The sequence below is a fragment of the Streptomyces griseus subsp. griseus genome (genome assembly GCF_003610995.1).
Classification (GTDB): domain Bacteria; phylum Actinomycetota; class Actinomycetes; order Streptomycetales; family Streptomycetaceae; genus Streptomyces.
In genome coordinates, this window is the sequence record NZ_CP032543.1 from 2,531,974 (window position 1) to 2,556,993 (window position 25,020).

27 protein-coding genes, 1 tRNA gene and 1 riboswitch are annotated in these 25,020 nt (G+C 70.9%); of the genes, 11 read left to right on the top strand and 17 right to left on the bottom strand.

Annotated elements, in window-relative coordinates; all coding sequences use genetic code 11:
* Positions 1-78 precede the first annotated feature (78 nt).
* From D6270_RS11570 to D6270_RS11585, 3 genes are all read left to right on the top strand, one after another.
* On the top strand, positions 79-219 hold the full coding sequence (locus tag D6270_RS11570; RefSeq protein WP_225976827.1) for a hypothetical protein: 141 nt from the start codon (positions 79-81) through the stop codon (positions 217-219).
* 238 nt (positions 220-457) lie between these two features.
* Positions 458-1,630, top strand: coding sequence for an alanine--tRNA ligase-related protein (locus tag D6270_RS11580; RefSeq protein ID WP_109165479.1), 1,173 nt, complete (start codon positions 458-460; stop codon positions 1,628-1,630).
* 269 nt (positions 1,631-1,899) lie between these two features.
* Positions 1,900-2,205 (top strand): hypothetical protein, encoded by a 306-nt coding sequence (locus tag D6270_RS11585; RefSeq protein ID WP_109167487.1) that lies wholly within the window; start codon positions 1,900-1,902, stop codon positions 2,203-2,205.
* A 154-nt stretch (positions 2,206-2,359) separates the two neighbouring features.
* Here the strand turns inward: D6270_RS11585 and D6270_RS11590 are convergent, their stop codons facing one another.
* Entirely contained in the window at positions 2,360-3,919 is a 1,560-nt protein-coding gene (locus D6270_RS11590) for a DUF445 domain-containing protein (RefSeq protein WP_413251917.1), read from the bottom strand.
* A 66-nt stretch (positions 3,920-3,985) separates the two neighbouring features.
* On the opposite strand from D6270_RS11590, the gene D6270_RS11595 reads away from it, so the two are divergent.
* A complete protein-coding gene (locus D6270_RS11595; protein WP_109165477.1) occupies positions 3,986-5,227 on the top strand; it encodes an SGNH/GDSL hydrolase family protein in 1,242 nt (413 codons plus the stop codon).
* Between the two features lie 135 nt (positions 5,228-5,362).
* On the opposite strand, the gene D6270_RS11600 is transcribed toward D6270_RS11595, so the two are convergent.
* The 4 genes from D6270_RS11600 to D6270_RS11615 form a co-directional block, all read right to left on the bottom strand.
* Positions 5,363-6,073: a DUF1707 SHOCT-like domain-containing protein gene (locus D6270_RS11600; RefSeq protein WP_109165476.1), complete on the bottom strand. Its 711-nt coding sequence runs from the start codon at positions 6,071-6,073 to the stop codon at positions 5,363-5,365.
* 105 nt (positions 6,074-6,178) lie between these two features.
* On the bottom strand, positions 6,179-7,225 hold the full coding sequence (locus D6270_RS11605; RefSeq protein WP_109165475.1) for an ABC transporter ATP-binding protein: 1,047 nt from the start codon (positions 7,223-7,225) through the stop codon (positions 6,179-6,181).
* An 11-nt stretch (positions 7,226-7,236) separates the two neighbouring features.
* Positions 7,237-8,115, bottom strand: a complete 879-nt coding sequence (locus D6270_RS11610) for an ABC transporter permease (RefSeq protein ID WP_109165474.1) — start codon at positions 8,113-8,115, stop codon at positions 7,237-7,239.
* The gene (locus D6270_RS11615; protein ID WP_109165473.1) at positions 8,108-8,908 is read right to left on the bottom strand and encodes an ABC transporter permease; all 801 of its coding nucleotides are present in this window, start codon (positions 8,906-8,908) and stop codon (positions 8,108-8,110) included. Before D6270_RS11615 ends, D6270_RS11610 begins: the two co-directional genes overlap by 8 nt.
* 217 nt (positions 8,909-9,125) lie before the next feature.
* Between D6270_RS11615 and D6270_RS11620 the strand changes: the two genes are divergently transcribed.
* On the top strand, positions 9,126-11,519 hold the full coding sequence (locus tag D6270_RS11620; protein WP_109165472.1) for a transglycosylase domain-containing protein: 2,394 nt from the start codon (positions 9,126-9,128) through the stop codon (positions 11,517-11,519).
* Positions 11,520-11,579: 60 nt separating this feature from the next.
* Here the strand turns inward: D6270_RS11620 and D6270_RS11625 are convergent, their stop codons facing one another.
* The 3 genes from D6270_RS11625 to D6270_RS11635 all read right to left on the bottom strand — a co-directional run bounded on the left by D6270_RS11625 (position 11,580) and on the right by D6270_RS11635 (position 12,812).
* On the bottom strand, positions 11,580-11,900 hold the full coding sequence (locus D6270_RS11625; protein WP_093688697.1) for a DMT family transporter: 321 nt from the start codon (positions 11,898-11,900) through the stop codon (positions 11,580-11,582).
* Positions 11,901-11,942: 42 nt separating this feature from the next.
* A riboswitch (guanidine-III (ykkC-III) riboswitch) is annotated at positions 11,943-12,001 on the bottom strand.
* 60 nt (positions 12,002-12,061) lie between these two features.
* A complete protein-coding gene (locus D6270_RS11630) occupies positions 12,062-12,364 on the bottom strand; it encodes a GroES family chaperonin (protein ID WP_043974418.1) in 303 nt (100 codons plus the stop codon).
* 130 nt (positions 12,365-12,494) lie between these two features.
* Positions 12,495-12,812 carry a DUF3618 domain-containing protein gene (locus D6270_RS11635; RefSeq protein WP_109165470.1) on the bottom strand — a complete coding sequence of 106 codons (318 nt, stop codon included), beginning with the start codon at positions 12,810-12,812 and terminating at the stop codon, positions 12,495-12,497.
* A 141-nt stretch (positions 12,813-12,953) separates the two neighbouring features.
* Between D6270_RS11635 and bcp the strand changes: the two genes are divergently transcribed.
* The 3 genes from bcp to D6270_RS11655 all read left to right on the top strand — a co-directional run bounded on the left by bcp (position 12,954) and on the right by D6270_RS11655 (position 15,609).
* Entirely contained in the window at positions 12,954-13,421 is a 468-nt protein-coding gene (gene bcp / locus D6270_RS11640; protein WP_109165469.1) for a thioredoxin-dependent thiol peroxidase, read from the top strand.
* A gap of 223 nt (positions 13,422-13,644) precedes the next feature.
* Complete coding sequence (gene proP / locus D6270_RS11645) at positions 13,645-15,141, top strand: glycine betaine/L-proline transporter ProP (protein WP_109165468.1); 1,497 nt, start codon at positions 13,645-13,647, stop codon at positions 15,139-15,141.
* 384 nt (positions 15,142-15,525) lie between these two features.
* Positions 15,526-15,609: transfer RNA gene (locus tag D6270_RS11655), tRNA-Leu, on the top strand.
* 50 nt (positions 15,610-15,659) lie between these two features.
* On the opposite strand, the gene rdgB is transcribed toward D6270_RS11655, so the two are convergent.
* The 4 genes from rdgB to D6270_RS11675 form a co-directional block, all read right to left on the bottom strand.
* On the bottom strand, positions 15,660-16,262 hold the full coding sequence (gene rdgB / locus D6270_RS11660) for an RdgB/HAM1 family non-canonical purine NTP pyrophosphatase (RefSeq protein WP_109165466.1): 603 nt from the start codon (positions 16,260-16,262) through the stop codon (positions 15,660-15,662).
* 33 nt (positions 16,263-16,295) lie between these two features.
* Positions 16,296-16,685: a hypothetical protein gene (locus tag D6270_RS11665; protein ID WP_109165465.1), complete on the bottom strand. Its 390-nt coding sequence runs from the start codon at positions 16,683-16,685 to the stop codon at positions 16,296-16,298.
* Positions 16,686-16,808: 123 nt separating this feature from the next.
* Positions 16,809-17,546, bottom strand: a complete 738-nt coding sequence (rph, locus tag D6270_RS11670; protein ID WP_109165464.1) for a ribonuclease PH — start codon at positions 17,544-17,546, stop codon at positions 16,809-16,811.
* Between the two features lie 169 nt (positions 17,547-17,715).
* Positions 17,716-17,949, bottom strand: coding sequence for a PTS sugar transporter subunit IIB (locus D6270_RS11675; RefSeq protein ID WP_109165463.1), 234 nt, complete (start codon positions 17,947-17,949; stop codon positions 17,716-17,718).
* A 221-nt stretch (positions 17,950-18,170) separates the two neighbouring features.
* On the opposite strand from D6270_RS11675, the gene D6270_RS11680 reads away from it, so the two are divergent.
* Both D6270_RS11680 and D6270_RS11685 read left to right on the top strand, forming a co-directional pair.
* Positions 18,171-19,430 carry a PTS transporter subunit EIIC gene (locus D6270_RS11680; protein ID WP_109165462.1) on the top strand — a complete coding sequence of 420 codons (1,260 nt, stop codon included), beginning with the start codon at positions 18,171-18,173 and terminating at the stop codon, positions 19,428-19,430.
* A 261-nt stretch (positions 19,431-19,691) separates the two neighbouring features.
* On the top strand, positions 19,692-20,957 hold the full coding sequence (locus D6270_RS11685) for a PTS transporter subunit EIIC (RefSeq protein ID WP_109165461.1): 1,266 nt from the start codon (positions 19,692-19,694) through the stop codon (positions 20,955-20,957).
* A gap of 88 nt (positions 20,958-21,045) precedes the next feature.
* Here D6270_RS11685 and D6270_RS11690 read toward each other — a convergent pair whose 3' ends face one another.
* Entirely contained in the window at positions 21,046-21,798 is a 753-nt protein-coding gene (locus D6270_RS11690) for an MBL fold metallo-hydrolase (protein ID WP_109165460.1), read from the bottom strand.
* Positions 21,799-22,048: 250 nt separating this feature from the next.
* On the opposite strand from D6270_RS11690, the gene D6270_RS11695 reads away from it, so the two are divergent.
* Positions 22,049-22,552: a type II toxin-antitoxin system PemK/MazF family toxin gene (locus tag D6270_RS11695; RefSeq protein ID WP_109165459.1), complete on the top strand. Its 504-nt coding sequence runs from the start codon at positions 22,049-22,051 to the stop codon at positions 22,550-22,552.
* A gap of 107 nt (positions 22,553-22,659) precedes the next feature.
* Here the strand turns inward: D6270_RS11695 and D6270_RS11700 are convergent, their stop codons facing one another.
* The 4 genes from D6270_RS11700 to D6270_RS11715 form a co-directional block, all read right to left on the bottom strand.
* Positions 22,660-23,610, bottom strand: a complete 951-nt coding sequence (locus D6270_RS11700; RefSeq protein WP_109165458.1) for a PLP-dependent cysteine synthase family protein — start codon at positions 23,608-23,610, stop codon at positions 22,660-22,662.
* On the bottom strand, positions 23,610-23,888 hold the full coding sequence (locus D6270_RS11705) for a MoaD/ThiS family protein (protein WP_006124874.1): 279 nt from the start codon (positions 23,886-23,888) through the stop codon (positions 23,610-23,612). Before D6270_RS11705 ends, D6270_RS11700 begins: the two co-directional genes overlap by 1 nt.
* 123 nt (positions 23,889-24,011) lie before the next feature.
* Positions 24,012-24,128: a putative leader peptide gene (locus tag D6270_RS33795; protein ID WP_318780017.1), complete on the bottom strand. Its 117-nt coding sequence runs from the start codon at positions 24,126-24,128 to the stop codon at positions 24,012-24,014.
* 69 nt (positions 24,129-24,197) lie between these two features.
* Positions 24,198-24,995: an ABC transporter ATP-binding protein gene (locus D6270_RS11715; RefSeq protein WP_109165456.1), complete on the bottom strand. Its 798-nt coding sequence runs from the start codon at positions 24,993-24,995 to the stop codon at positions 24,198-24,200.
* Positions 24,996-25,020: the final 25 nt, after the last annotated feature.

Sequence of the window (25,020 nt, forward strand, 5' to 3'; positions counted from 1 at the left end):
GCCTGGTCGCCGCCGTCTCCGCGCCCGTGGCCGCCGTGACCACCGGGTGCGTCGACCTGGCGTACGGCGTTCGCGGCCGTGGGTGTCCTCGGGCTGATCTCCTCGACCTGCGTGCTCTTCCTCATGCAGAGCATCCCGGCCGGGCACTCCCTCACGTTCTCCGCCCTGCCCAAGGTCTTCGCCGCGCCGGGCCGGGGGTCCGGCCGTAGATGCGCGTGAAATGCGCGTGCCGCCGTACCCCCGGCCGCGTTATCGTCGACCGTATGAACGTCACCGGCCTCAGCACCACCGCGACCGCGCGAGCGACCAGCTCGCCGGTTGCCGCCGCCTGACCTTCCCCTCCCCCGGCGACCGGAAACGGTCCGCCGGTGGTGTCGTGGCCCTTGGCCCGGCCGGGTGACCGGACGGTCCCGTTCTCCGGTGCCTCCCCCCGCTGCCACGCGAAGGAGCCACCCCCATGCGTACGGAACAACTGGCCCGCACATTCGTCGAGTTCTACGAGGAACGCGGCCACCGCCGGATCACCGGATCGACGCTCCTGCCCCCGCCCGGCGACCCCGTGCTCTTCACCACCTCCGGCATGCACCCGCTCACGCCGTACCTGGAGGGCCGCCCCCATCCGCTGGGCCGGCGGCTCGTCAACGTACAGCGCTGTCTGCGGACCACGGACCTGGACGAGGTCGGGGACGCCACGCACCTGACCGTCTTCGAGATGCTCGGCACCTGGTCGCTGGGCGACTACGAGGGGCCGCGCAGTCTGGAGTGGGGGTACGGGCTGCTCACCGAGGGGCTGGGCGTCGATCCCGGTCTGCTGTACGCCACCGTCTTCGCCGGTGACGGCAGGACCGGGCCGGACAGCGCCTCCCTGGAGCTGTGGCAGGGGCTGGGTGTGCCCGTCGAACCCACCGTGGAGGACAACTGGTGGTCGAACGGGCCGGTCGGGCCGTGCGGACCCGACTCCGAGATCTTCCTGTGGAGCGGCGACGGCCCGCCGCGGTCGACGCCCACCCGGGACGACCGCTGGGTCGAGGTGTGGAACCACGTGACGATGACCCACCGCCGGCTCGGCGACGGCTCCCTCGTTCCCCTGCCCCAGCGCAATGTCGACACCGGGCTCGGCCTGGAGCGGCTGGCCTCGCTGCTCCAGGGCAAGCCGTCCGTCTTCGCCTGCGACATCTTCGACCCCTGGCGCCGCCTCGTGCCCGCCCTCTGGGAGCTGGACGAACCCTCGCTGCGCCTGGTCTGCGACCACCTGCGCTCGGCCGTCGTGATCGTGGGCGACGGCGTGCGGCCGGCCAACACGGGGCGGGGCTACGTGCTGCGCCGGCTGGTACGGCGGGTGCTCACCGTGCTCCGGCGGGACGACCCCTCACGCGGTGTGGGTGACCTGCCGGAGGAGCTGGTCCGGCACACGCTGGACCACTTCCGGCAGGACGCTACCCCGGGCGATGTGCTCCAGGTGCTGCGCGAGGAGGAGGACCGGTTCGGCAGGCTCCTGGAGCGCGGGCGGCAGGTGCTCACCCGCGCCCGCTTCCGAGGGCCGCTGACCGAGGGCGACTTCCACTACCTCCACGACACCCACGGGCTGCCGCGCGAGCTGATCACGAGCCTGCGGGAGAGGGAGGGGTGAGGGAGGCGAGGGAGGCGAGGCGCCCCCCTGCGACCCCTGCGACCCCTGCGACCCCTGCGACCCCTGCGACCCCTGCGACCCCTGCGACCTAGATCATCGTCGTGCTCGTGGCCATGTGATGCCCCCTTACCCCGTCGGCGGTCGCCCGTCGGTGCGGCCGGAGCAGAGGTTAGCCTCGGCAGGACAGGGAGACGTACGCGGACGACGTCGATGGATGGCGTACGCGGGCGTCGGACACGGACACGGACACGGAAACGATGGTGGTGGCGATGGCGAAGGTTCCGGCAGCGGCGGTGGCGGCGGGCGGGCTGCTCGGAGGGTACGGCGTCACCCGGTGGACCCGGAAGCGTCCGCTCGGCGGGGTCGCGCTCGCCGCCGCCGGGTCCCTCGCCGCGTACGAGTGGAACCGTCAGGCCGGACCGCGTGCGGCCACCGCACTGACCGTCGCGTATGTCGCCGCCTTCGCCGGGTCGCACCCGCTCGCCAAGAAGATCGGCGCCTGGCCGGCCGTCTTCGCCGTCGCGGGTGGTGTGGCCGCCGCCTCCTGGGCCGTGACCCGGCGCGGCGAGGGCTGAGCACTACCGGGCAGGAAGCTTCCGAGGAATTCGCGTCGCGTTGAACAGCAGCCGCGGCGCGCCCGTACTACCGGGCAACTCCCCCGTGTAAGCCGGGTGCGTACCCGTACGACAGGACGGGTACGCACCCGGAACCCTCAGCCGTGCGCGGGCATCAGCCGCCCAGCGCCCGCGACACCGTGTGGATCGCCAGGCCCGCCAGCGCGCCGACCACCGTGCCGTTGATGCGGATGAACTGGAGGTCGCGGCCGATGTGCGCCTCGATCTTCTTCGATGTCTGCTCCGCGTCCCAGCTCGCCACCGTCTCGCTGATCAGCGAGGTGATCTCCGTCCGGTAGCGGGTGACCACGTAGACCGCCGCGTCCTCCAGCCAGCCGTCGACCTTGCCCTGGAGGCGTTCGTCGGCCGCCAGCCTGGCGCCCAGCGACATCAGCGACGCGCGGGCCCGCAGGCGGAGTTCGCTGCGCTCGTCCTCAGCCGCCGCGAGGAGCATCGTACGGACGGAGGACCACGCCGACGCGATGACGTCCTGCACCTCGCTCCGGCCCAGGATCTCCGACTTCAGCCGCTCCACCCGGGCCCGCGTGTCGGAGTCGCTCTGGAGGTCGGCCGCGAAGTCGGTGAGGAAGGTGTCGATGGACGCGCGCGCCGGGTGGCCCGGCATGTCCCGCATCTCCGTGACGAACCGCAGCAGCTCCTTGTAGACCCGCTCCCCCACCCGCTTGTCTACGAACCGGGGCGTCCACCCCGGCGCCCCGCCCTGCACCGCGTCCATCACCGAGTCGCCGTGCTCCACCAGCCAGTCGTGCGCCCGTACGCAGATGAGGTCGACGACCTTGCGGTGGCCGCCGTCCTCCACGACCCGCTCCAGCATCTTGCCGAGACCGGGGCCGACCTCCGCCGCGTTGGCCCGCCGGGTGATGGCCTCGCCGACGACCGCCTGGACGTCGGAGTCCCGCAGCACCGTCAGCGCGCCGCGCAGCGCCGTCGCCAGCTCCGCGGTGACCCGGTCGGCGTTGGCCGGCTCCGAAAGCCAGGCACCGACCTTCCGGCCCACCCCCAGAGCATGAATTCGGTCACGAATGACGTCTCCGGAGAGAAAGTTTTCCCCAACGAAGGAACCGAGGGACTGTCCTAGCTGATCCTTCTTGGTGGGGATGATGGCGGTGTGGGGGATGGGCAGGCCGAGCGGGCGCCGGAAGAGCGCCGTGACGGCGAACCAGTCCGCCAGAGCGCCCACCATCCCCGCCTCGGCAGCCGCCGCAACGTAGCCCGGCCAGCCCTTCACACCTGAGTGCTCAGCCCAGGTGGCCAGGACATAGACCAGTGCGACGAGCAGAAGGAGGCCGGTCGCCGTGAGCTTCATGCGCCGTACGCCGCGCTGTTTCTCCTCGTCGGCGGCGGTGTACGCGAACGAGGCCAGCGGGCCGCGGCCGGGCGGGGCGCCCCTGCCGGTGCCGGGGCCCGCCCCCTCGCCGGAGCCGCCGCTCGTGGTCCCGGGCCCAGCTCCCCGCGGGGTTCGGTCCGTTCGCCCTCCGTTCCGGACGCCGGTCGCCCGGAGTCCGGGTCCTGTCCTGGCTGCTGCACCGCGTCCTGCTCTCCGGAACCGGTCGGTCCCATGCGCTCCACCCGTCCCACCCGTTCCAACCGTCCGCCTACGCCTCGCCCCCGCGACGTACGCATTGTCCCTACTTCCCCTACTCCCGGGGCGCATGTCGAGTTCCCCGCGGCCTGCCGCATCATGGAACCAGCACGATCATCACAAGGAGAAACACCGCACATGCCCAGGCGCCAGGGGTACGCCCTGCTCATAGCCCTACTGGCGGGCACCGCCGTACTCGCCGTCGCCGCCGTACTCGGCACGACGCTGTTCACCGGCCCCCGGGCCGCCCCGCTCCCGCCCGCCGAGACGCATGCGGCGGCCCGCAACCCCGTCGCCCCCGCCAACGCGGGCGGGAACTGGGTCGCCACCTGGACCACCGCACCCGTCGGCGCGGAGCCGGGCGCCGCGAACGGGTTTCCCGGCAGCACCATCCGTAACGTCGTGCACACCAGCGTCGGCGGGAACGCCGCCCGGATCACGCTCTCCAACCTCTTCGGGACCGTCCCGCTCCTCGTCGACCAGGCCACCGTCAACGGCCGCCCGGTGACCTTCGACGGCGCCGCCACCGTCACCATCGCGGCGGGCGGACGGGTCGTCAGCGACCCGGTCACCGTGCCGGTCGCGCCCGACTCCGACCTCCGGGTCGACTTCCGCACCCCGCGCCCGAGCGGCCCGGCCACCTACCACCCGAACACCCACCAGACGTCCTCCCTGACCGACGGCCGCACCACCTGGTCCACCACCAAGTGGCGCTACCTCACCGCCGTGGACGTCCGCAACGAGGCCGCACCCGGCACCGTCGTCGTCATCGGGGACTCCCTGACGGCGGGCAGTGGCTCCACCAACGACGCCAACTCCCGCTGGACGGACGTCCTCGCGGACCGCCTCGGCGGCCGGTACGGGGTCGCCAACGCGGGCATCGCGGGCAACCGGCTCCTCACCGACGGCTCCGCGGGCCAGGCCGGGCTCGTCCGGTTCGAGCGGGACGTTCTCTCGGTCGCCGGGGCGCGCACCGTGATCGTGGCCCTCGGCATCAACGACGTACAGCAGGCACCGCAGGAGCCCGACGCCGGGCGCATCGTGGCCGGGCTGCGGACCCTCGCCGACCAGGCGCGGGCGCGGGGGCTGACGGTCGTCGGCGCGACCCTGACCCCGTTCGAGGGCTTCCCCACCTGGACGCCCGAGCGCAATGCCGTGCGGCTCGCGGTCAACGAGCGGATCCGGTCGGGCTCCATCTTCGACGCGTACGTCGACTTCGACGAGGCCGTACGTGACCCCGCCGCGCCGAACCGGGTGCTCGCCGCGTACGACTCCGGCGACCACCTGCACTTCAACGACGCCGGATACCGGGCGCTCGGCGAGCGGGTGGACCCGACGTCCCTGGAGCGGGCCCGCACACCGGCCTCCGACGAGCTGTGAGGTGACGTACGCGTAGGGCGGCGAGGCCCCCCGCCGGGCCTTCAGCAGCCTGGCCCGGCGGCCCGGCCGCACTCAGCGGCCTGGGTCCGGCCCCTCAGCCCGGCCCTCAGCAGCCCGGCCCCTCGGATCGGTCCCTCAGCCCAGCTCCTTGCGCCCGCGCCCCTCGCCCTCCCCGCCGTCCAGCCCCCGGCGCTCGCGGACCGCCCGCTCCGCCTCCTCGGCCTCCTCCAGACGGCGGCGCTCCGCCTTCGTCCGCTTGCGCTCCACCCCCACGCCGCCCATCAGGGCCAGCCCCGTGATCGTGACGCGCGGCGCCTGTGGCACCGTCTCGCCCTCCTCGCTCGGGCCCTCGCCGAAACCGCCCATGATGCCGATGCCCCGGACGTCGACGTTCAGCTCCGGCGGGGCCGTCACATGGAGGCCGCCCATGATCGCGAAGCAGCGGATGACGACCTCGCGGTCCTCGAAGTTCGCCTCGCGCAGGTCGATCTCGCCGCCGCCCCACATCGCGAACGCGGTGAACTTCCGGCCGACCGTCCAGCGGCCCTTCCGGTTGAAACCGCCCCAGAACGCGAACCCGCCCTTGGAGGTCGCGGTGCCGCCGATCCGCGCGGGCCAGCTCGCGGCGGAGCCCCGCGGCGGGGCGGGGGCGGAGGAGCCCACCGGGGCGACGGCGGTGCCGGGCGCCGGAAGGTCCTGGACGAGCGGCTCCAACTCGCCGTGCGTACGGGCCTTGTAGGCCGTTTCGAGGCGCTGCTCGAACTCGTCCATCTCCAGCCGGCCCTCGGCCACGGCCTCCCTCAGCAACTCGGCGATCCGCTCACGTTCAGCATCGGAAGCACGCAACTCCGGACGTTCACTTGTCATACCGCGCACCCTATTGAACGCACCCGTTCCCGGCACAGACGTGCAGGTCCAGGGCTTGTACGCGTCGGCCCGCCCGGCTCCGGCCTACGGCGCGGCCTCGTACATCCTGGCGATCACGGCCTCGATGTCCGGCTCCCGCACCGACAGGTCCATCAGCGGGTACTCCGCCGCGATCCGCGCCACCAGCGGGGCAGCCGACGCCGAGGCGGGGAAGGCCAGCCACTGGCGTACCCCCTCCACCCTGACCGCCCGCAGCCCCGGCCCCGCCCCATCCGACTCCAGCTCGATCGGCGGGAGTTCGCGCTCCAGGTCCACCACCAGCATCCGCTCGCTCTCCCCCACCTCATGGAGACCGGCGACCGGACCGTCGTACATCAGGCGGCCGTGGTCGATCACCATCACCCGTCGGCAGAGCTGTTCGATGTCGGTCAGGTCGTGCGTCGTCAGCAGGACCGTGGTCCCGCGCTCCGCGTTCAACTCCTTGAGGAACTGGCGCACCCTGGCCTTCGAGATCACGTCCAGCCCGATCGTCGGCTCATCCAGGTAGAGCACCTCGGGATCGTGCAGCAGGGCCGCCGCGATGTCGCCGCGCATCCGCTGCCCCAGGGAGAGTTGACGTACGGGTACGTCCAACAGCTCGCCCAGGTCGAGGAGTTCGACGCAGCGGTCCAGGTTCTCCCGGTAACGGCGGTCAGGGATGCGGTACATGCGGTGCATCAGCCGGTACGAGTCACGCAGCGGCAGGTCCCACCAGAGGGTGGTGCGCTGGCCGAAGACCACGCCGATGCGGTGGGCGAGCCGCGTACGTTCCCGGGAGGGGTCGATGCCCGCCACGCGCAGCCGGCCGCCGCTCGGGGTGAGGATGCCCGTCAGCATCTTGATGGTGGTCGACTTCCCCGCCCCGTTCGGGCCGATGTAGCCGACCATCTCGCCGCGCGCGACCTGGAAGCTGATGCCGTCCACGGCCCGGACCTCGTGCCGCTCCCGGCGCAGCAGGCCGGCCTTCCGGCGGACCTGGAAGACCTTCTCGACGCCGTCGAGGACGATGAAGCCGTCACCGACCGTACGCGTGGCCTGCCCGTCGCCGACCGTACCCGTGGCTTCTTGTGCGAACCCGTCCACCGTGCCCAACTCCCTCTTCCTCAACTGCCCGTACTCCGGTAGGTCCGCAGCCCCGCCCGCCACGCCAGCCCGGCCAGCGCCCCGAACACCACCGCCACCACCGGCGACAGGAACGCCACCCACTGCGGGAGGTCCAGCGGATAGTCCCGGTCCAGCACATAGAGCGTCGGCAGCCAGCTGACGAAGGCCAGCGGGACCACGAACGTCACCCCCCGCACCAGGTCCTTCGCGAAGATCGTCGGCGGGTACTGGAGCAGGGTCGCCCCGCCGTACGTGAAGGCGCTCTGCACCTGCGAGGCGTCCTGCGCGACGAACTGGAACGCCGCCCCGAACACGAAGACCGCGCCGAAGACCGCCGCACCGCTGACCACCATCACCGGCAGCATCGCCACCTTCAGCGGCGTCCACGCGATGTCCAGGGTCACCAGCGCGTAGACCAGCACGGCGAGCCCCTGCACGATCCGCCCGACCCGGCGCAGCGCGAACCGGTCCGCCGCCACCTGCGCCAGCACCGGGACCGGGCGTACGAGCAGGGTGTCCAGCGTCCCGTCCCGTACCCGCCGCCCCAGCCGCTCCATCGACCCCAGCAGCAGGTCGCAGAGGCCGAAGGCCGTCGCCGACACCCCGTACAGCAGGGCGATCTCCGGGAGCGTGTAGCCGCCCAGCGCGTCGACGTGGCCGAACATCAGCACGATCGTGAGGAAGTCGAACGCCGTCACCGCGAGGTTCCCGAACGTCGTCATGACGAACGAGGCCCGGTACGCCATCGTGGAGCGCACCCACATCGCCACGATCAGCCCGTAGGCGCGCAGCCCCTCGACCAGCCGGGGCCGCTCCTCGTACGCGAAGCCGGCCTCGTCCCGGCTCCCGTCGGGCCGCACCGCCACCGTCTCAGCCACCCTGCACCACCACCCTCCTCGTCGCCACGCCTTGGAGCAGCCGCCCCGCCAGCAGCAGACCCACCGCCCAGGCGCCCTGGAACGCGTACGCCTCCACCAGCCCCCACCCCGTGTACGTGCCGAGGTACACATCGGCCGGGATCTGGAGCAGCGAGGACCACGGCAGGATGCGGGCCACTTCGCCCAGGAGCCCGGGGAAGAGCGGGAGCGGCAGCAGCATCCCGGAGAAGAACAGCCCCAGCAGCCAGGCCATCTGGGTCGCGCCCGCCCCGTCCAGCAGCCAGAACGCCGTCAGCGCGACCAGGAAGCGCACGGCGAAGCTCACGACGATCCCCAGCAGGACGGAGAGCAGGAACGCGGGCCAGAGCCACGCCGAGCCGGGGAGCGCGACGTCGAAGGCGAGCGCCCCCACGAGCATCGGCACCACCCCGCGCCCCATCAGCTGGAACGCGGCCCGGCCCAGGTCCCCCGCCAGCCACCACAGCTGGAGGTCGGCCGGGCGGTACAGGTCCACGGCGATGTCCCCGGTGCGGATCCGCTCCATCAGCTCGTCCTCGAAGCCGCCGCCCATCATGGCGCAGGCGGCCAGGAGCCCCTGCCCGATCCAGACGTACGCCAGCGCCTGGGACATGTCGTACCCGCCGAGCTGCGGTCTCGCGTCCCAGAGGGCGATGTAGGTGTACGCCAGGATGAAGCCGAAGACGGTGTTGGTGAACACCCCCGCCGCCGTCGCCGTCCGGTACGTGGCGTAGCGCCGGAACCCGCCCGCCGCCACCACTGCGTACAGCCGCACGCCGTCTCCTCTCCCCCGCCGCCACCGGCCCGGACGCCCCGCTCCCGGCTCCGGACACCAAAGCGCACGACCTTAGGCCACGGAGAAGGGCGGCCGCGACCGCTTTTCCGGGGCGCCGGGTGGCGGAGAACGGGGGAGATCGGAGGATGATACGAGGGTTTCCCGGCGAAACGGGCACTATGGGAGCACCGACCGCAGCCGAGGAGCCCCCACCGACATGAGCGACGAGCACCAGACCTGGGCCCCTCGGGACCCCTCAGCCGCCTCCGCGAGCCCCGGGGACGGCGAGGGCGCGCAGGGGAGCGCATCCGGGAACGGGAAGAAGAAGGGGCGCACGAAACGCCCCAAGCGGACCGGGTGGCGCCGCCTCTTCCCGACCTGGCGGATGGTCCTCGGGGCCGTCCTGGTGGCCGGCCTCCTGCTCGTCGGCGGGTTCTTCGCCGGGTACCAGCTCGTCGACATCCCGGCCGCCAACGCCGGAGCCGACGCGCAGTCCAACGTCTACCTCTACAAGGACGGCACCGTCCTGGCCCGCGACGGAGAGGTGAACCGGGAGAAGATCAAGCTCTCCCAGGTGCCCTCCGAGGTCCAGCACGCCGTACTCGCCGCCGAGGACCGCGACTTCTACCACCAGCCCGCCGTCGATGTGCGGGCCATGTTCCGGGCCGGCTGGAACACCGTGACCGGCAAGGGCAAGCAGGGCGGCTCCACCATCACCCAGCAGTACGTCAAGAACTACTACCTCGGCCAGGAACGGACCGTCGTCCGCAAGGCCAAGGAGTTCTTCATCGCGATCAAGCTCAACCGCGAGCAGAGCAAGGACCAGATCTTCGAGGGCTACCTCAACACCAGCTACTTCGGCCGCAACGCCTACGGCATCCAGGCCGCCGCCCAGGCGTACTACGGCAAGAACGTCGAGGACCTCACCACCGCCGAAGGCGCGTACCTCGCCTCCCTGCTCAACGCCCCCAGCCAGTACGACGTCGTCGCCCACCCCGGCAACAAGGCCGCCGCCCTGGACCGCTGGAACTACGTCCTGGACGGCATGGTCAAGGAGAAGTGGCTGGACCCGGGCGAGCGGTCCACGACCGAGTTCCCCGTCCCCGGCGAGGCCAAGCCCTCCACCGGCCTCTCCGGCCAGCGCGGCTACCTGGTGCAGGCCGTCGAGGACTACCTCACCGGCAACGGGATCATCGACGAGAAGACCCTCGCCACCGGCGGCCACCGCATCACCACCACCCTCGACAAGAAGAAGCAGGACGCCTTCGTCGCGGCGGTCAGGGACAACGTGATGAAGAAGCGGAGCGGCGACCGCGAGGCCGACAAGAACGTGCGCGTCGGCGGCGCCTCCATCGTCCCGGAGACCGGCGAGGTCGTCGCGATGTACGGCGGCGTCGACTACACCCAGCAGTACGTCAACAACGCCACCCGCCGCGACTACCAGGTCGGCTCCACCTTCAAGCCGTTCGTCTTCACCGCCGCCGTCGCCAACGACTCCACCACCCAGGACGGCCGGCCCATCACCCCGGAGACGTACTACGACGGCACCAACAAGCGGACCGTCCAGGGCCCCCAGGGCTCCACCGGCTACGACCCCGCCAACGAGGACGACGTCGACTACGGGCAGATCACCGTCCGCACCGCCACCGACAAGTCCGTCAACGCCGTCTACGCGCAGATGGCGCAGGACGTCGGCCCGGAGAAGGTGCGCGAGACCGCGGTCGCCCTCGGTATCCCCAAGGCCACCCCCGACCTCACCGCCTCCCCCTCCATCGCGCTCGGCCCCGCCACCGCCAGCGTCCTGGACCTCACCGAGGCGTACGCGACCCTCGCCAACCACGGCCGGCACGGCCCGTACACCCTCGTCGACAAGGTCACCAAGGACGGCACCGAGATCGAACTGCCCGACCGCAAGACCGAGCAGACCGTCACCCGCGAGGCCGCCGACACCACCACCGCCCTCCTGCGCTCCGTCGTCGAGGGCGGCACCGGCTCCGCCGCGCAGGCCGTCGGCCGCCCCGCCGTCGGCAAGACGGGCACCGCCGAGGAGGACAAGGCCGCCTGGTTCGCCGGGTACACCCCGGACCTCGCGACCGTCGTCGCCGTGATGGGCCAGAACCCCGAATCCGGCGTCCAGACCCCGCTGTACGGAGCCCTCGGCCTGGACCGCGTCAACGGCGGCGGTGCCCCCGCCGAGACCTGGGCCGCCTACACGGAGGCGGCCCTGCGCTCCTCCCCGGCCAAGGAGTTCGACCTCGAAACGGCCCCCGGCTCCGACGAACCGCAGGAGCCGGGCGAGGACGGGACCGACAGCTCCACCGGCCCGGCCACCCCGGACGACACCCCCTCCAGCACCGCCCCCAGCCCCCCGGCCGACACCACCACCCCCTCCGCCCCCACCTCCTCCGCCCCGCCGGCCGACGACACCAGCAGCACCGGAACCACCGGCGGCGCGACAGGAGGCGCGGACGGGGGCGGGGCGACCGGCGGCGACGGCGGTACGGGGAGCGGCACGGAGGGCGGTACAGACGGCGGCACCGACGACAGCGGTACGGGGACGCTCGGCGGGAACTTCATCGAAGGGGTCCGCGGGGCCCGCTATCCGGGCTGACCCGCAAGGCGCCCCGAGAAGGTATCCGGCGGATCGCAACCGGGTCCGCCGGACCCGCCGTCAGTGCCCGGAGGTCGCCTTGAGACCCACCACGGCGACCAGCAGCAGACAGACGAAGAAGATCCGGGCGGCGGTCACCGGCTCGTTCAGCACGACCATGCCGAGGACCGCCGCACCGGCGGCGCCGATGCCGACCCACACGCCGTACGCCGTACCGATCGGCAGCGTCTTCGCGGCATGCGACAGCAGCACCATGCTCGCCACGATCCCGAGACCGGTGAACACGCTCGGCCAGAGCCGGGTGAACCCCTCGGTGAACTTCATCCCGATCGACCAGCCGACTTCGAGCAGACCGGCGACGATCAGCAGAACCCAGGCCATGAGAACCTCCGACGACAACACGCGAACACGCGTACGGACAGGGATGCGTCGTCTTTGCCTGCCCGGTACGGCGCGTCTCGTCGGGGTGGTTCCACCGTAGCAAGGAATGGCAGAAGGGCCTGGTGACCATGGTCACCAGGCCCTCGTACGCTCGGGGAGGCCTACAGATACAGCCCGGTCGAGTCCACCGAACCCTCGAACCGGTCCGCCGCCACCGCGTGCAGGTCGCGCTCGCGCATCAGCACGTACGCCACCCCCCGCACCTCGACCTCGGCACGGTCCTCCGGGTCGTACAGCACCCGGTCGCCGGGCTCCACCGTCCGCACGTTCTGGCCGACCGCGACCACCACGGCCCAGGCGAGCCGACGGCCCACCGCGGCCGTCGCCGGGATCAGGATGCCGCCGCCGGAGCGCCGCTCGCCCTCGGCGGTGTCGTTCCGCACCAGGACACGGTCGTGCAGCATGCGGATGGGCAGCTTGTCGTCGTCATGGGTGTCGCCCCGGGTCTTGTCGCTCACGCCCGCAACCTACCGTCACCGCACCCGCGAGCACGCCGAGGGGCCCGCACGCCCCACCGGGGGACGGGCGGACCCATCACTTCCGGCGGCGCTTGGAGACGGTGAGCAGCCCCACCACACCCACCACCAGCAGTGCGGCGGGAACCACCCGCTCCAGCCGCGGCGAACCGTCCTCCGCGACGAACTGCGCCTTCACCTGTGACACCGAGCGATTCACCGCCACGAACGCGCGGCCGGCCGTCCGGTCCACGGACTGGGCCGCCTTCGCCTTCGCGTCTCCGATGATCGTCTTCGGGTGTACCCGCACCCCGATCTCGTCCAGCACCACAGCGAGCTGCTCACGCCTGCTGATGATGTCCGCCTCGATCTGCGCAGGGGTCCTGGCATCCGACACTGCGCCGCCTCCGTGGTCGTGTCCGGTAAACCTTCATCTGAACCTTCGTCGACAGTCTGTCAGCTCGAACCCCCGCGCACCCGGCGGCACCCCTATTACGCTCGGTCCCGTCCGACCCGTGCACCACCCGAGGAGAACCACATGAGCGAGCGACTCAAGCCCGGCGACCCCGCTCCCGCCTTCGCCCTTCCCGACGCCGACGGCAACGAGGTCTCGCTCGCGGACCACAAGGGCCGCAAGGTCATCGTCTACTTCTACCCGGCTGCTCTTACCCCCGGTTGCACCAAGCAGGCCTGCGACTTCACCGACAACCTCGACCTGCTCGCGGGCGCCGGCTACGACGTCATCGGCGTCTCCCCCGACAAGCCGGAGAAGCTCGCCAAGTTCCGCGAGCAGGAGAACCTCAAGGTCACGCTGGTCGGCGACCCGTCCAAGGAGACTCTGGAGGCGTACGGCGCCTTCGGCGAGAAGAAGCTGTACGGCAAAGTGGTGACGGGCGTCATCCGCTCCACCGTCGTCGTCGACGAGGACGGCAAGGTGGAGCACGCCTTCTACAACGTCAAGGCGACGGGCCACGTGGCCAAGATCATCAGGGATCTGGGCATCTGACCCGGCCGGTCCCTGACCCGCCTCGCCCCGGATGGGCCATCCGGGGCGAGGCGGCACGGACGCCCTCCCGTTCGGCGGCGGGCCCTGTGCGGCCCTCGCTCCCGCCCCGGAGCGATGTCGAGATCATGTGAGGGACATCGCATCGGACCATGAAGTCGGTTTGCGACCGCCTCGACCGCGCAGAAGCCTTTCCTGGAACACCCTCCGAGGAAAGGACCCGGCCATGGCGGCCCCCGACCCCCACCAGGCGGCCGACCCCGAAGCGGTCAAGCGCCACCCCACGCTCTTCCGGGCCGTCCGCAAACGCAAGAACCCCAAGCTGCGCCGTACGGACATCACCGTCACCGACGACGCGGCGGTGAAGCGCGCGGTGAAGGCCGCCTCGCTGGGCAACGCCATGGAGTGGTTCGACTTCGGTATCTACTCCTATCTGGCCGTCACCATCGGACATGTGTTCTTCCCGTCCGGGAACGAGACGACGCAGCTCCTCTCCTCCTTCGCGACCTTCGCGGTGGCCTTCCTCGTACGGCCGCTCGGCGGGATGTTCTTCGGCCCCATGGGCGACAAGATCGGCCGTAAGAAGGTCCTCGCGCTGACGATGATCCTGATGGCGGTCGGCACGTTCGCCATCGGACTGATCCCCTCGCACCAGACGATCGGCGTATGGGCCGCCGTCCTGCTGATCTTCTTCCGGATGCTCCAGGGCTTCTCGACGGGCGGTGAGTACGGGGGTGCGTCCACGTTCATCGCGGAGTACGCCCCCGACAAGCGACGCGGCTTCTTCGGCAGCTTCCTGGAGTTCGGGACGCTGGCGGGCTACGTGTGCGCGGCGGGCCTGGTGACGGCCCTGTACGCCCTCCTGGACACGGCCCAGATGGAGTCCTGGGGCTGGCGCATCCCGTTCCTCGTCGCGGGCCCGCTGGGCCTGGTCGGCCTCTATCTGCGACTGCGCCTGGACGAGACCCCGGCCTTCCAGAAGCTGGAGGGCGGCACGGCGCACGCGAGCGAGGCGGCGGACGGCGTGGAGACCACCGCCAAGGGCGACCTGGCGAAGATCTTCCGCCAGTACTGGCCGACGCTGATCCTCTGCATCTGCCTGGTGGGCGCATACAACATCACCGACTACATGCTGCTGTCGTACATGCCGACGTACCTCTCCGACGAGCTCGGCTACAGCGAGACGCACGGGCTGCTGATCCTGCTGGCGGTGATGCTGTTCCTGATGGCGATCATCAGCCAGGTCGGCAAGCTCTCCGACCGCTTCGGCCGCAAGCCGCTGCTGATGACCGGCATGCTGGGCTTCCTCTTCCTCTCCCTCCCCGCGTTCCTCCTCATCCGGATCGACGGCATCCTCCCGATCACGGTCGGCATGCTGATGCTGGGCCTCTCCCTGGTCTGCATGCTCGGCACGATGTCGGCGGCCCTGCCCGCCCTGTTCCCGACGAACGTCCGCTACGGCTCCCTCTCCGTCGGCTACAACCTCTCCGCGTCGATCTTCGGCGGCACGACCCCGCTGGTGATCACGGCCCTGATCAGCTGGACGGGCTCCAACCTGATGCCCGCGTACTACGCGATGGCGGCGGCCCTGGTCGGCGTGATCGCGGTCGCCTGCATGAAGGAGACCGCCCAGCAGCCCCTGATCGGCTCCCCACCGTCGGTGGAGACGGACGAGGAGGCGGCGGAACTGGTGCAGGCACAGACGCCGGAGCCGAAGTTCTGAGCCCTGTCCTCCCGGGCGCCCCCTCCCTCCGGATTTCGGACATAACCATCCGATAAACGGTTCGTTACTCCGTACGAGGCTGCGCACGTGCGGCCGGAATCGGAGGGGCAGGGCGGTATGGCCGTGACCGCATGCGGAAGACGGGCACAGCCACGGAACACTTCGAACGCCATCAGCCGCCGCGTGAAGGCCCCGGGGATCGATACGTCGCACTTCTCGGCGCCGCCGAGGACCGGCGACGTAGGGCGTCGGCGTCCGGGGGAGCTGCTGCCACGCGGTGACCCGCACCTGGTGCAGGGGCGGCAGGATCACGCAGCCCTGAAGATCTCTCCCGGATTACCGCCGCGCTCACTCCGCAGAGGGCAGTAAGCTGAGATCTGCTGCGCGGCCGTGGCCAAACTGGTATCGGCGGGTGTTTTAGGGGCATCTGGGAGAAATCCTGTGTGGGTTCGAATCCCACCGGCCGCACGCCCACGGGAAGGGGCCGTCCCGCTCGGGACGGCCCCTTCCCTCATGCTTCACCCCACCAACTCCCGCACCACCGGCACCAACGCCCGGAACGCCTTCCCGCGGTGGCTGATCGCGTTCTTCTCCGCCGGGGTCAGCTCCGCGCACGTGCGGGTCTCGCCCTCCGGCTGGAGGATCGGGTCATAGCCGAAGCCTCCTGTGCCGGACGGGATGTGGCGGAGGGTGCCGTTCAGGCGGCCCTCGACGACGCGTTCGGTGCCGTCGGGGAGGGCCAGGGCGGCGGCGCAGGTGAAGTACGCGCCACGGTGGGCGTCGGCGATGTCGCCGAGCTGGGCCAGGAGCAGGTCAAGGTTGGCCCGGTCGTCGCCGTGGGTGCCGGACCAGCGGGCCGAGAAGATGCCGGGGGCGCCGCCGAGGACGTCGACACAGAGGCCGGAGTCGTCGGCGATCGCCGGGTGGCCGGTGGCCCGGGCCAGGGCGTGGGCCTTGAGGAGCGCGTTCTCGGCGAAGGTGACGCCGGTCTCCTTGACGTCGGGGATGTCGGGGTACGCGTCCGCGCCGACGAGGTCGAGGTCGAGGCCCGCGTCGGCGAGGATGGCGTGCAGTTCGGTGATTTTCCCGGCGTTGCGGGTGGCGAGGATCAGGCGCGTCATGCGCCCATTGTCCCCTCCCCCGGCGGGCGGATCCTACGGCGAGCAGACCTTGCCGATCTCCGTCGCCGCGTCCGTCACCGGGGTGATGTCGGGGGTGGCGTCGCCGCTCTCGATGGACCGGCGGACCTCCGTGACGCCCGCCTGGAGGTCGTCGACCGCCTTGGAGAGGTCCGCGTTGTCGGTGGTGTCGTCGAGGTTCTTGAGCTCGCGGTCGATGTCGTCCAGGGCTTCCGACGCCTGGGTGATGTCGCCGGAGGCGCTGGAGACGGCCCGCTGGAGGTTGCCGACGCTGGTGGCGACGGCGTCGGCGGTGCGGACGCAGTCGAGGGCCTTGTCCAGGCCGGCGCAGCCCACGGCGGTGGTCAGCGTGAGCAAGGTGGCGGCGGTGGCGAGTGCGAGGCGTTGGTGGCGGCGCGAAGCCATGGTGCGGTCCCTCCCCGGGGATGGTTACGCGGACGGGCGCACGGTTCGACCCGTGCGCCCGTGCTCGTAACGACGCCCTGTCGTGCGTATTTGGTTGCTTCTTTACCCGGGGAGGGTGAGTCGCTACGCGCTCCGCGTGGCCGCGAGTGCGTCGCGCTGGAGCGCGGCGAGGTCCACGCAGCCCGCGGTGGCCAGGTCCAGCAGCGCGCCGAGCTCCTTGCGGTCGAAGGGGGCGCCCTCGGCGGTGCCCTGGACCTCGACGAAGCGGCCGTCGCCGGTGCAGACGACGTTCATGTCGGTCTCGGCGCGGACGTCCTCCTCGTAGCAGAGGTCGAGCAGCGGGGTGGAGTCGACGATGCCGACGCTGATCGCGGCGACGGTGTCGGTGAGCGGCTTGCGGCCGGCCTTGACGATCTTCTTGCCCTGGGCCCAGGTGACGGCGTCGGCGAGGGCGACGTACGCGCCGGTGATGGCGGCCGTACGGGTGCCACCGTCGGCCTGGAGGACGTCGCAGTCCAGGACGATGGTGTTCTCGCCGAGGGCCTTGTAGTCGATGACCGCGCGCAGCGAACGGCCGATCAGGCGGCTGATCTCGTGGGTGCGTCCGCCGATCTTGCCGCGTACGGCTTCGCGGTCGCCGCGGGTGTTGGTGGAGCGGGGCAGCATGGAGTACTCGGCGGTGACCCAGCCCTCGCCGCTGCCCTTGCGCCAGCGCGGGACGCCTTCGGTGACGGAGGCGGTGCAGAAGACTTTGGTGTCGCCGAAGGAGATGAGGACTGAGCCCTCGGCGTGCTTGCTCCAGCCGCGTTCGATGGTGACGGGGCGGAGCTGTTCGGGGGTGCGGCCGTCGATGCGAGACATGGGGCCGACTTTATCGGGTGGCGGGGGTGGGTCCGTTCGGGTGCGGTGGGGCCGGACGGCGGAGCGTGGGGTCTCGCGTACGGGACAGGCCCCGCCACCGGTGGGGGGTGCGGGGCCTGCGGGTGCGGGGCCCAGGGGCTTCCGCGGTGTTCGGCGGGGGGTCAGCCGGTCACATCATGTCTTCGATGTCGGCGGCGATGGGGTCGGCGTCGGTGCCGATGACGACCTGGATCGCGGTGCCCATCTTGACGACGCCGTGGGCGCCGGCGGCCTTCAGCGCGGCCTCGTCCACCAGGTCGGCGTTGTGGACCTCGGTGCGGAGGCGGGTGATGCAGCCTTCGATCTCGTCGATGTTGTCGATGCCGCCGAGCCCGGCGACGATCTTCTCAGCCTTGGTGGCCATGCCTTCTCCCTGGTTTTCGCGTGCAGACGGGCCGCCCGCTGCGGGTCCGTTTCGTCACGGTAACGCACGGTTGGCCCAACTTCGCGGGCGGGTAACCGGACTATCACCAAAGATAACGATCACCGGTGCCCTGCCTTCACGGCGGGCCCGGACCGTGACGCAACTGGTCTACACCAGTTTCCAACGACCGCCAAACGAGGCTTGTTCCGGGAAGGACGCCGATGAGTTCGAGCGCCGCTGCGGCACCGCAGCCAAAATGGTGGAACGGGCCGGTCCAGGGTTTGCAGAAGGTCGGCCGCTCCCTCCAGCTCCCGGTGGCCGTCCTCCCGGCGGCGGGTCTGCTCGTCAGCCTCGGAAACCTCTTCGACTCCTATCTGCACGGCGCCTTCTGGGACAAGACCTCCAAGGTCCTGCTCAACGGCGGCACCGCGATCCTCGACGGCCAGGTCGGCCTGCCACTCCTCTTCTGCATCGGCGTGGCCATCGGCTTCGCGAAGAAGGCGGACGGCTCCACGGCGCTCGCGGCGGTGGTCGGCTTCCTCGTCTACCGGGGCGTCCTGACGGCCTTCCCCATGGACGGGACGGTCACGGACGATCTTCCCGACGGCGAACCGCAGAACCCCGGCGTCCTCGGCGGCATCCTGATCGGCCTGCTGACCGCGGTGGTCTGGCAGCGCTACCACCGCACCAAGCTGGTGGACTGGCTCGGCTTCTTCAACGGCCGGCGGCTGGTGCCGATCCTGATGGCGTTCCTCTGCGTGATCCTGGGCGTGGCGTTCGGGCTGCTGTGGCAGCCGGTGGGCGACGGACTGACGTGGTTCTCCAAGCAGCTGATCGGCCTCGGCTCATGGGGCGCGGCGATCTTCGGCTTCGCGAACCGGCTGCTGATCCCGATCGGCATGCACCAGTTCCTGAACACGTTCTTCTGGTTCCAGGCGGGTGAGTTCACCGGGGCGGACGGCGCGACCGTCCAGGGCGACATCTCCCGGTTCTTCGCCGAGGACCCGTCGGCCGGCCAGTTCACCTCGGGCTTCTTCCCGATCATGATGTTCGGCCTGCCGGCCGCCGCCCTGGCCATCACCCACTGCGCGCGGCCCGAGCGCCGCAAGGAGGTGGGCGGTCTGATGGTGTCGGTGGCGCTGACGTCGTTCGTGACCGGCGTGACCGAGCCGCTGGAGTTCTCGTTCATGTTCGTCGCACCGCTGCTGTACGGCGTGCACGCGGTGCTCACCGGGGCCTCCATGGGCATCACCTGGCTGCTGGGGGTGCATGCCGGGTTCAGCTTCTCGGCCGGGTTGATCGACTACGTCGTCAACTGGCATCTGGACACGAAACCGTGGCTGATCATCCCGATCGGTGCGTGCTTCGCCGTGATCTACTACGTGATCTTCCGCTTCGCTATCACCAAGTTCGACCTCAAGACACCGGGCCGCGAGCCGGAGGAGATCGAGCGGGAGATCGAGAAGGATCTCACGAAGTAGCAGGTCGGCCGGGTTCCACCCCCGACCGCACAAGGCCCCCGGACCACCTGGTCCGGGGGCCTTTCGCATGTCACCGAACGTGCCGGGTCTGCTACCGCGAATCAACAGGGAATTGCAGGTTCCTTATCTAACCCTCACCGTGCTAAAACTGGTCTACACCACTGAGTGGTCCAGACCACGGCGCTCTGCCGCAGGGTCTGTCGAGTCGCCGCCTCCCCGCATCAACGACCTGGGCGGCACCGTGTCCCATGGAGGAAGTTGATGACCACGGCTGAGACCGCACCCGCGGCCGAGAAGAAGAAGGGCGCCGGCGCGATGGCCGTCATGCAGCGCATCGGCCGCAGCCTCATGCTGCCGGTCGCCGTGCTGCCGGCCGCCGCGCTCCTGGTCCGCCTCGGCAACGGCGACATGCTGGGGCGCGAGTCGTTCCCGACCTTCATCACGAAGCTCGCCGGCTACATGGCCGCGGGCGGTGGCGCGATCCTCGACAACATGCCGCTGCTCTTCGCCGTCGGTATCGCGATCGGCTTCGCGAAGAAGTCGGACGGCTCCACCGCACTGGCCGCCGTCACCGGTTACCTCGTCTTCCAGAAGGTGCTCGCCACCTTCACGGACAGCAACCTGCCCCAGGTCGCCAGCGTGGCCGACGGCAAGATCGTGATGAGCGACGCCCCCGTCAACGCCGGTGTCCTCGGCGGTGTCGTGATGGGCATAGTCGTGGCCCTGCTGTACCAGAAGTTCTACCGGACGAAGCTTCCCGACTGGGCCGGCTTCTTCAGCGGCCGCCGCCTGGTCCCGATCCTCTCCGCCTTCGCGGGTCTGCTCATCGGTATCGTCTTCGGTCTGATCTGGCCGGTGCTCGGCGCCGGTCTGCACAACTTCGGTGAGTGGCTCGTCGGCTCCGGCGCGGTCGGCGCGGGCATCTTCGGTGTCGCCAACCGTGCGCTGATCCCGGTCGGCATGCACCACCTGCTGAACTCCTTCCCGTGGTTCCAGGCGGGCGAGTACAACGGCGCCCACGGTGACATCGCCCGCTTCCTGGCCGGTGACCCGAACGCCGGACAGTTCATGACCGGCTTCTTCCCGATCATGATGTTCGCCCTCCCGGCGGCCTGCCTCGCGATCGTCCACTGTGCCCGCCCCGAGCGCCGCAAGGTCGTCGGCGGCATGATGTTCTCCCTGGCGCTGACCTCGTTCGTCACCGGTGTGACCGAGCCGATCGAGTTCACGTTCATGTTCATCGCCCCGGTGCTGTACGCGATCCACGCGGTGCTGACCGGTGTGTCGATGGCCCTGACCTGGGCGCTCGGCATGAAGGACGGCTTCGGCTTCTCCGCCGGTCTGGTCGACTTCCTGCTGAACCTCGGCATCGCGTCGAAGCCCTGGCTGCTGGTCCTGGTCGGCCTCTGCTTCGCGGTGGTCTACTACGTGGTCTTCCGCTTCGCGATCGTCAAGTTCAACCTCCCGACCCCGGGCCGGGAGTCGGACGAGGAGCTCGCCGAGCTGCAGAAGGCCGAGGCGAAGTAGCCCTCGGCCGCACCCCGTACACACGGAAACCCCCGCCCTCCTTCCCGGAGGGCGGGGGTTCTGTCGTACCCGGGCATGGGACCCGTACTCAGAACTCGTACACCGCTCCCGGCGCGGCCAGTTCCACCGGGCCCGGGTAGACGGCCTGGGCGTCGGCGAGGTTGCGGGCCTCGTCCGTCCACGGGGGGATGTGGGTGAGGACCAGCCGGCGGGCGCCCGCGCGGGCGGCGGCCTCGCCGGCCTCGCGGCCGTTGAGGTGCAGGTCGGGGATGTCTTCCTTGCCGTCGACGAACGACGCCTCGCAGAGGAACAGGTCCGCGTCCCGGGCCAGCTCCTCCAGGGCGTCGCAGGTCCCCGTGTCGCCGGAGTAGGCGAGGGTGGAGCCACCGTGCTCGATCCGGATGCCGAAGGTGTCGACGGGGTGGCGGAGCTTCTCCGTACGGACGGTGAAGGGGCCGATCTCGAAGGAGTCCGCCTTGAGCGTGTGGAAGTCGAAGACCTCGCTCATCGCCCGGTCGGATGGGGTGTCGCCATGGGCGGCGGTCAGGCGCTGCTCGGTGCCCTCGGGGCCGTGGACCGGGAGGGGCACGGGGCGGGCGCCGTCGTGGCGGTAGTAGCGCACGACGAAGTACGCGCACATGTCGATGCAGTGATCGGCGTGGAGGTGGCTGAGGAAGATCGCGTCGAGGTCGTAGAGACCGACGTGGCGCTGCAACTCGCCGAGGGCGCCGTTGCCCATGTCGAGGAGCAGCCGGAAGCCGTCGGCCTCTACGAGGTAGCTCGAGCATGCCGAACCCGGGGACGGGAACGAGCCGGAGCAGCCGACGACGGTGAGCTTCATGGAGCGTGAACCTCCGGAGCATGGGAACGGGGAGGGTTCGTGCGGAAGGGGTCGTGCAATTCCTGCCGGAACGTTTTGCGGTTTGTCGAGCGTAAGGCGCAAAACTCCGCGTCGCTCCTCCGCCGCCTGCCGTTGTGGGGGAACTCACCTGCTCTGTCACCGGTTCGATGGAAGCGCGCCCACGGTGGGGCCCGGGCGCGGCGCCCCGGGCGCGGGAGGGGTGCCCGCCGGCCGCCGGTACGGTCGGGGGATGGACATGTTCTGGTGGGTGGCGCTGGTCGCCGTAGTTCTGCTGGCCCTCGTCGCCGCGGTGGTGGACGGGCGGGGGCGCTCGGACCGGGGGCCCCGGTCGCGGCGGCCTCGGCAGCCGGCGGGGTCGACGCGTCCGCCGTCGCGGCCTTCTGGTCCGGCGGGGCGCGGGGACGGGCGTACGCCGCGGGCGGGTGAGGTGTGGTGGGCCGATGTGCCGTACGAGGACGGGCCCGGGTCCAAGGACCGGCCGTGCCTGGTGCTCTCGGTACGGGGGCGGGGCCGGGGGCGCACGGTGCTCGTCGCCAAGATCACCAGCAAGCACCACGAGGAGCGGCCCGGGGTGATCGCGCTGCCCGCGGGGACGGTGGGGGATCAGCGGGGGCGGCAGAGCTTCCTGGAGACGGATGAGCTGCGGGAGGTGTCGCTGGGCGGGTTCCGGCGGAGGGTGGGGGTGGTGGACCCGGAGCTGTGGGAGCGGGTGCGGGGGTTGGGGGCGGGGTGAGGGCGGGGCCGGGTCTCGGGGCGCTGCCCCGGCCCCCGCTCCTCGATCGCCGGAGGGGCTGAGATGGTGCGGACGGGCTTGAGTGGTGCCCGGACGCCGAAGGGCGCCTACGCCCAGAGCTGGCCCTGCAAGGTCTCGATCGCGGCCTCCGTCGTCTCCGCCGTGTAGACGCCCGTCGACAGGTACTTCCAGCCGCCGTCCGCCACCACGAAGACGATGTCCGCGCTCTCCCCCGCCTTGACCGCCTTGTTGCCCACACCGATCGCCGCGTGGAGGGCGGCGCCCGTGGAGACGCCCGCGAAGATGCCCTCCTGCTGGAGGAGTTCGCGGGTGCGGGTGACCGCGTCGGCCGAGCCGACCGAGAAGCGGGTGGTGAGGACCGAGGCGTCGTAGAGCTCGGGGACGAAGCCCTCGTCGAGGTTGCGGAGGCCGTAGACCAGGTCGTCGTAGCGCGGTTCGGCGGCGACGATCCGGATGCCGGGGCGGTTCTCGCGGAGGTAGCGGCCGACGCCCATCAGGGTGCCGGTCGTGCCGAGGCCCGCCACGAAGTGCGTGATGGACGGGAGGTCGGTGAGGATCTCCGGGCCGGTGGTGGCGTAGTGGGCGCCCGCGTTGTCCGGGTTGCCGTACTGGTAGAGCATCACCCAGTCCGGGTGCTCCTGGCTCAGCTCCTTCGCCACCCGTACGGCGGTGTTGGAGCCGCCCGCGGCCGGGGAGGAGATGATCTCGGCGCCCCACATGGCGAGCAGGTCGCGCCGCTCCTGCGAGGTGTTCTCCGGCATGACGCAGACGATGCGGTAGCCCTTGAGCTTGGCCGCCATGGCGAGCGAGATGCCGGTGTTGCCGCTGGTGGGCTCCAGGATCGTGCAGCCGGGGGTGAGCCGGCCGTCCTTCTCCGCCTGTTCCACCATGTGGAGCGCGGGGCGGTCCTTGATGGAGCCGGTGGGGTTGCGGTCCTCCAGCTTGGCCCAGATGCGGACGTCCTCGGACGGGGACAGCCGCGGGAGGCGGACGAGGGGGGTGTTCCCCACGGCCGCCAGCGGGGAGTCGTACCGCATCAGCGCATGCCGCCGGCGACGGCCGGGAGGATGGTGACGTTGTCGCCGTCGCTGAGCTTGGTGGAGATGCCGTCGAGGAAGCGGACGTCCTCGTCGTTGAGGTAGACGTTCACGAAGCGGCGCAGCTGTTCGCCGTCGACGATGCGCTCACGGATGCCGGTGTGGCGGCTCTCCAGGTCGGCGAAGAGGTCGGCGAGGGTGTCCCCGTTGCCTTCGACGGCCTTGGCGCCGTCGGTGTAGGTGCGGAGGATGGTCGGGATGCGGACCTCGATGGCCATGGCGTGGGCTCCTGTCGAAAGCGGGGAGGTGGCGTGGGGCGCGCGTTTCTTCCCCCGCGCAGGGGTGTGGTGCGTGGTGTGTACGGGTGGGGCTCGCGCGGGCCTGACCTCAGGCCGGGCGGCTCACGGGCAGGCTGCGGGCGGGGGACAGATCGCGCTCTGGAGCCTGCACAGGTCGACGTGCAGCCGCGCGACGAGCAGCGTGCCCGGCGTCCTGTTGCTCACGTCATGGGGAACCATGCGGGCATCGTATCGATTCCCCGCCCGGAAACCCGAGTGTGATCCCATATCGTGGATGGTGAGCGACCACTATGCGGACAACAGGGAACGGCCCGGCCCCTCCGGCAGGTAGACCACCGTCGGCGCGCCCGTCTTCGGGTGCGTGCTGACCTCGGCGGCGACGCCGTACACCTCGCCGAGCAGTTCCGCCGTCAGCACCTCCTCCGGGGTGCCGGAGGCGACGACGCGGCCGTCCTTGAGGACGTAGAGGCGGTCGCAGTAGTACGCGGCGAGGTTGAGGTCGTGCAGGGCGAGCAGGTTGGTGGTGCCCAGGTCGCGGACCAGGGAGAGGATCTCCAGCTGGTAGCGGATGTCCAGGTGGTTGGTCGGCTCGTCCAGGACGACGAGCGCGGGCTGCTGGACCAGGGCGCGGGCGACCAGGGCGCGTTGGCGTTCGCCGCCGGAGAGGGAGGCGAAGGTACGGGGTTCGAGTGCGGCGATCCCGACCCGCTTCAGGGCCTCGGTGACGAGGGCGGTGTCGGCCGCGTTGTCCGCCTCCCAGAACCGTTTGTGCGGGGCGCGGCCCATCGCGACGACCTGGCCGACGGTCAGCTCGAACCCGGCGTGCCCGTCCTGGGGGACCGTGGCGATCCGCTGGGCGCGGGCCTTCACGGGGAGGGTGGCCAGATCGTCGCCGTCCAGGAGGACACGGCCGTGGGTGGGTCGCAGGGTGCCGTAGACGCAGCGCAGGAGGGTGGTCTTGCCGCTGCCGTTGGGGCCGACCAGGCCGACCGTCTCGCCGTCGGCGGCGGTGAGATCGACCGCGTCGACCAGGTGGCGGCCTTCGCCGATCCCGTACGAGAGTGCCTCGGTGCGCAGGGTGGTCATGGGCGGGCTCCCTCAGCTGTGCGTA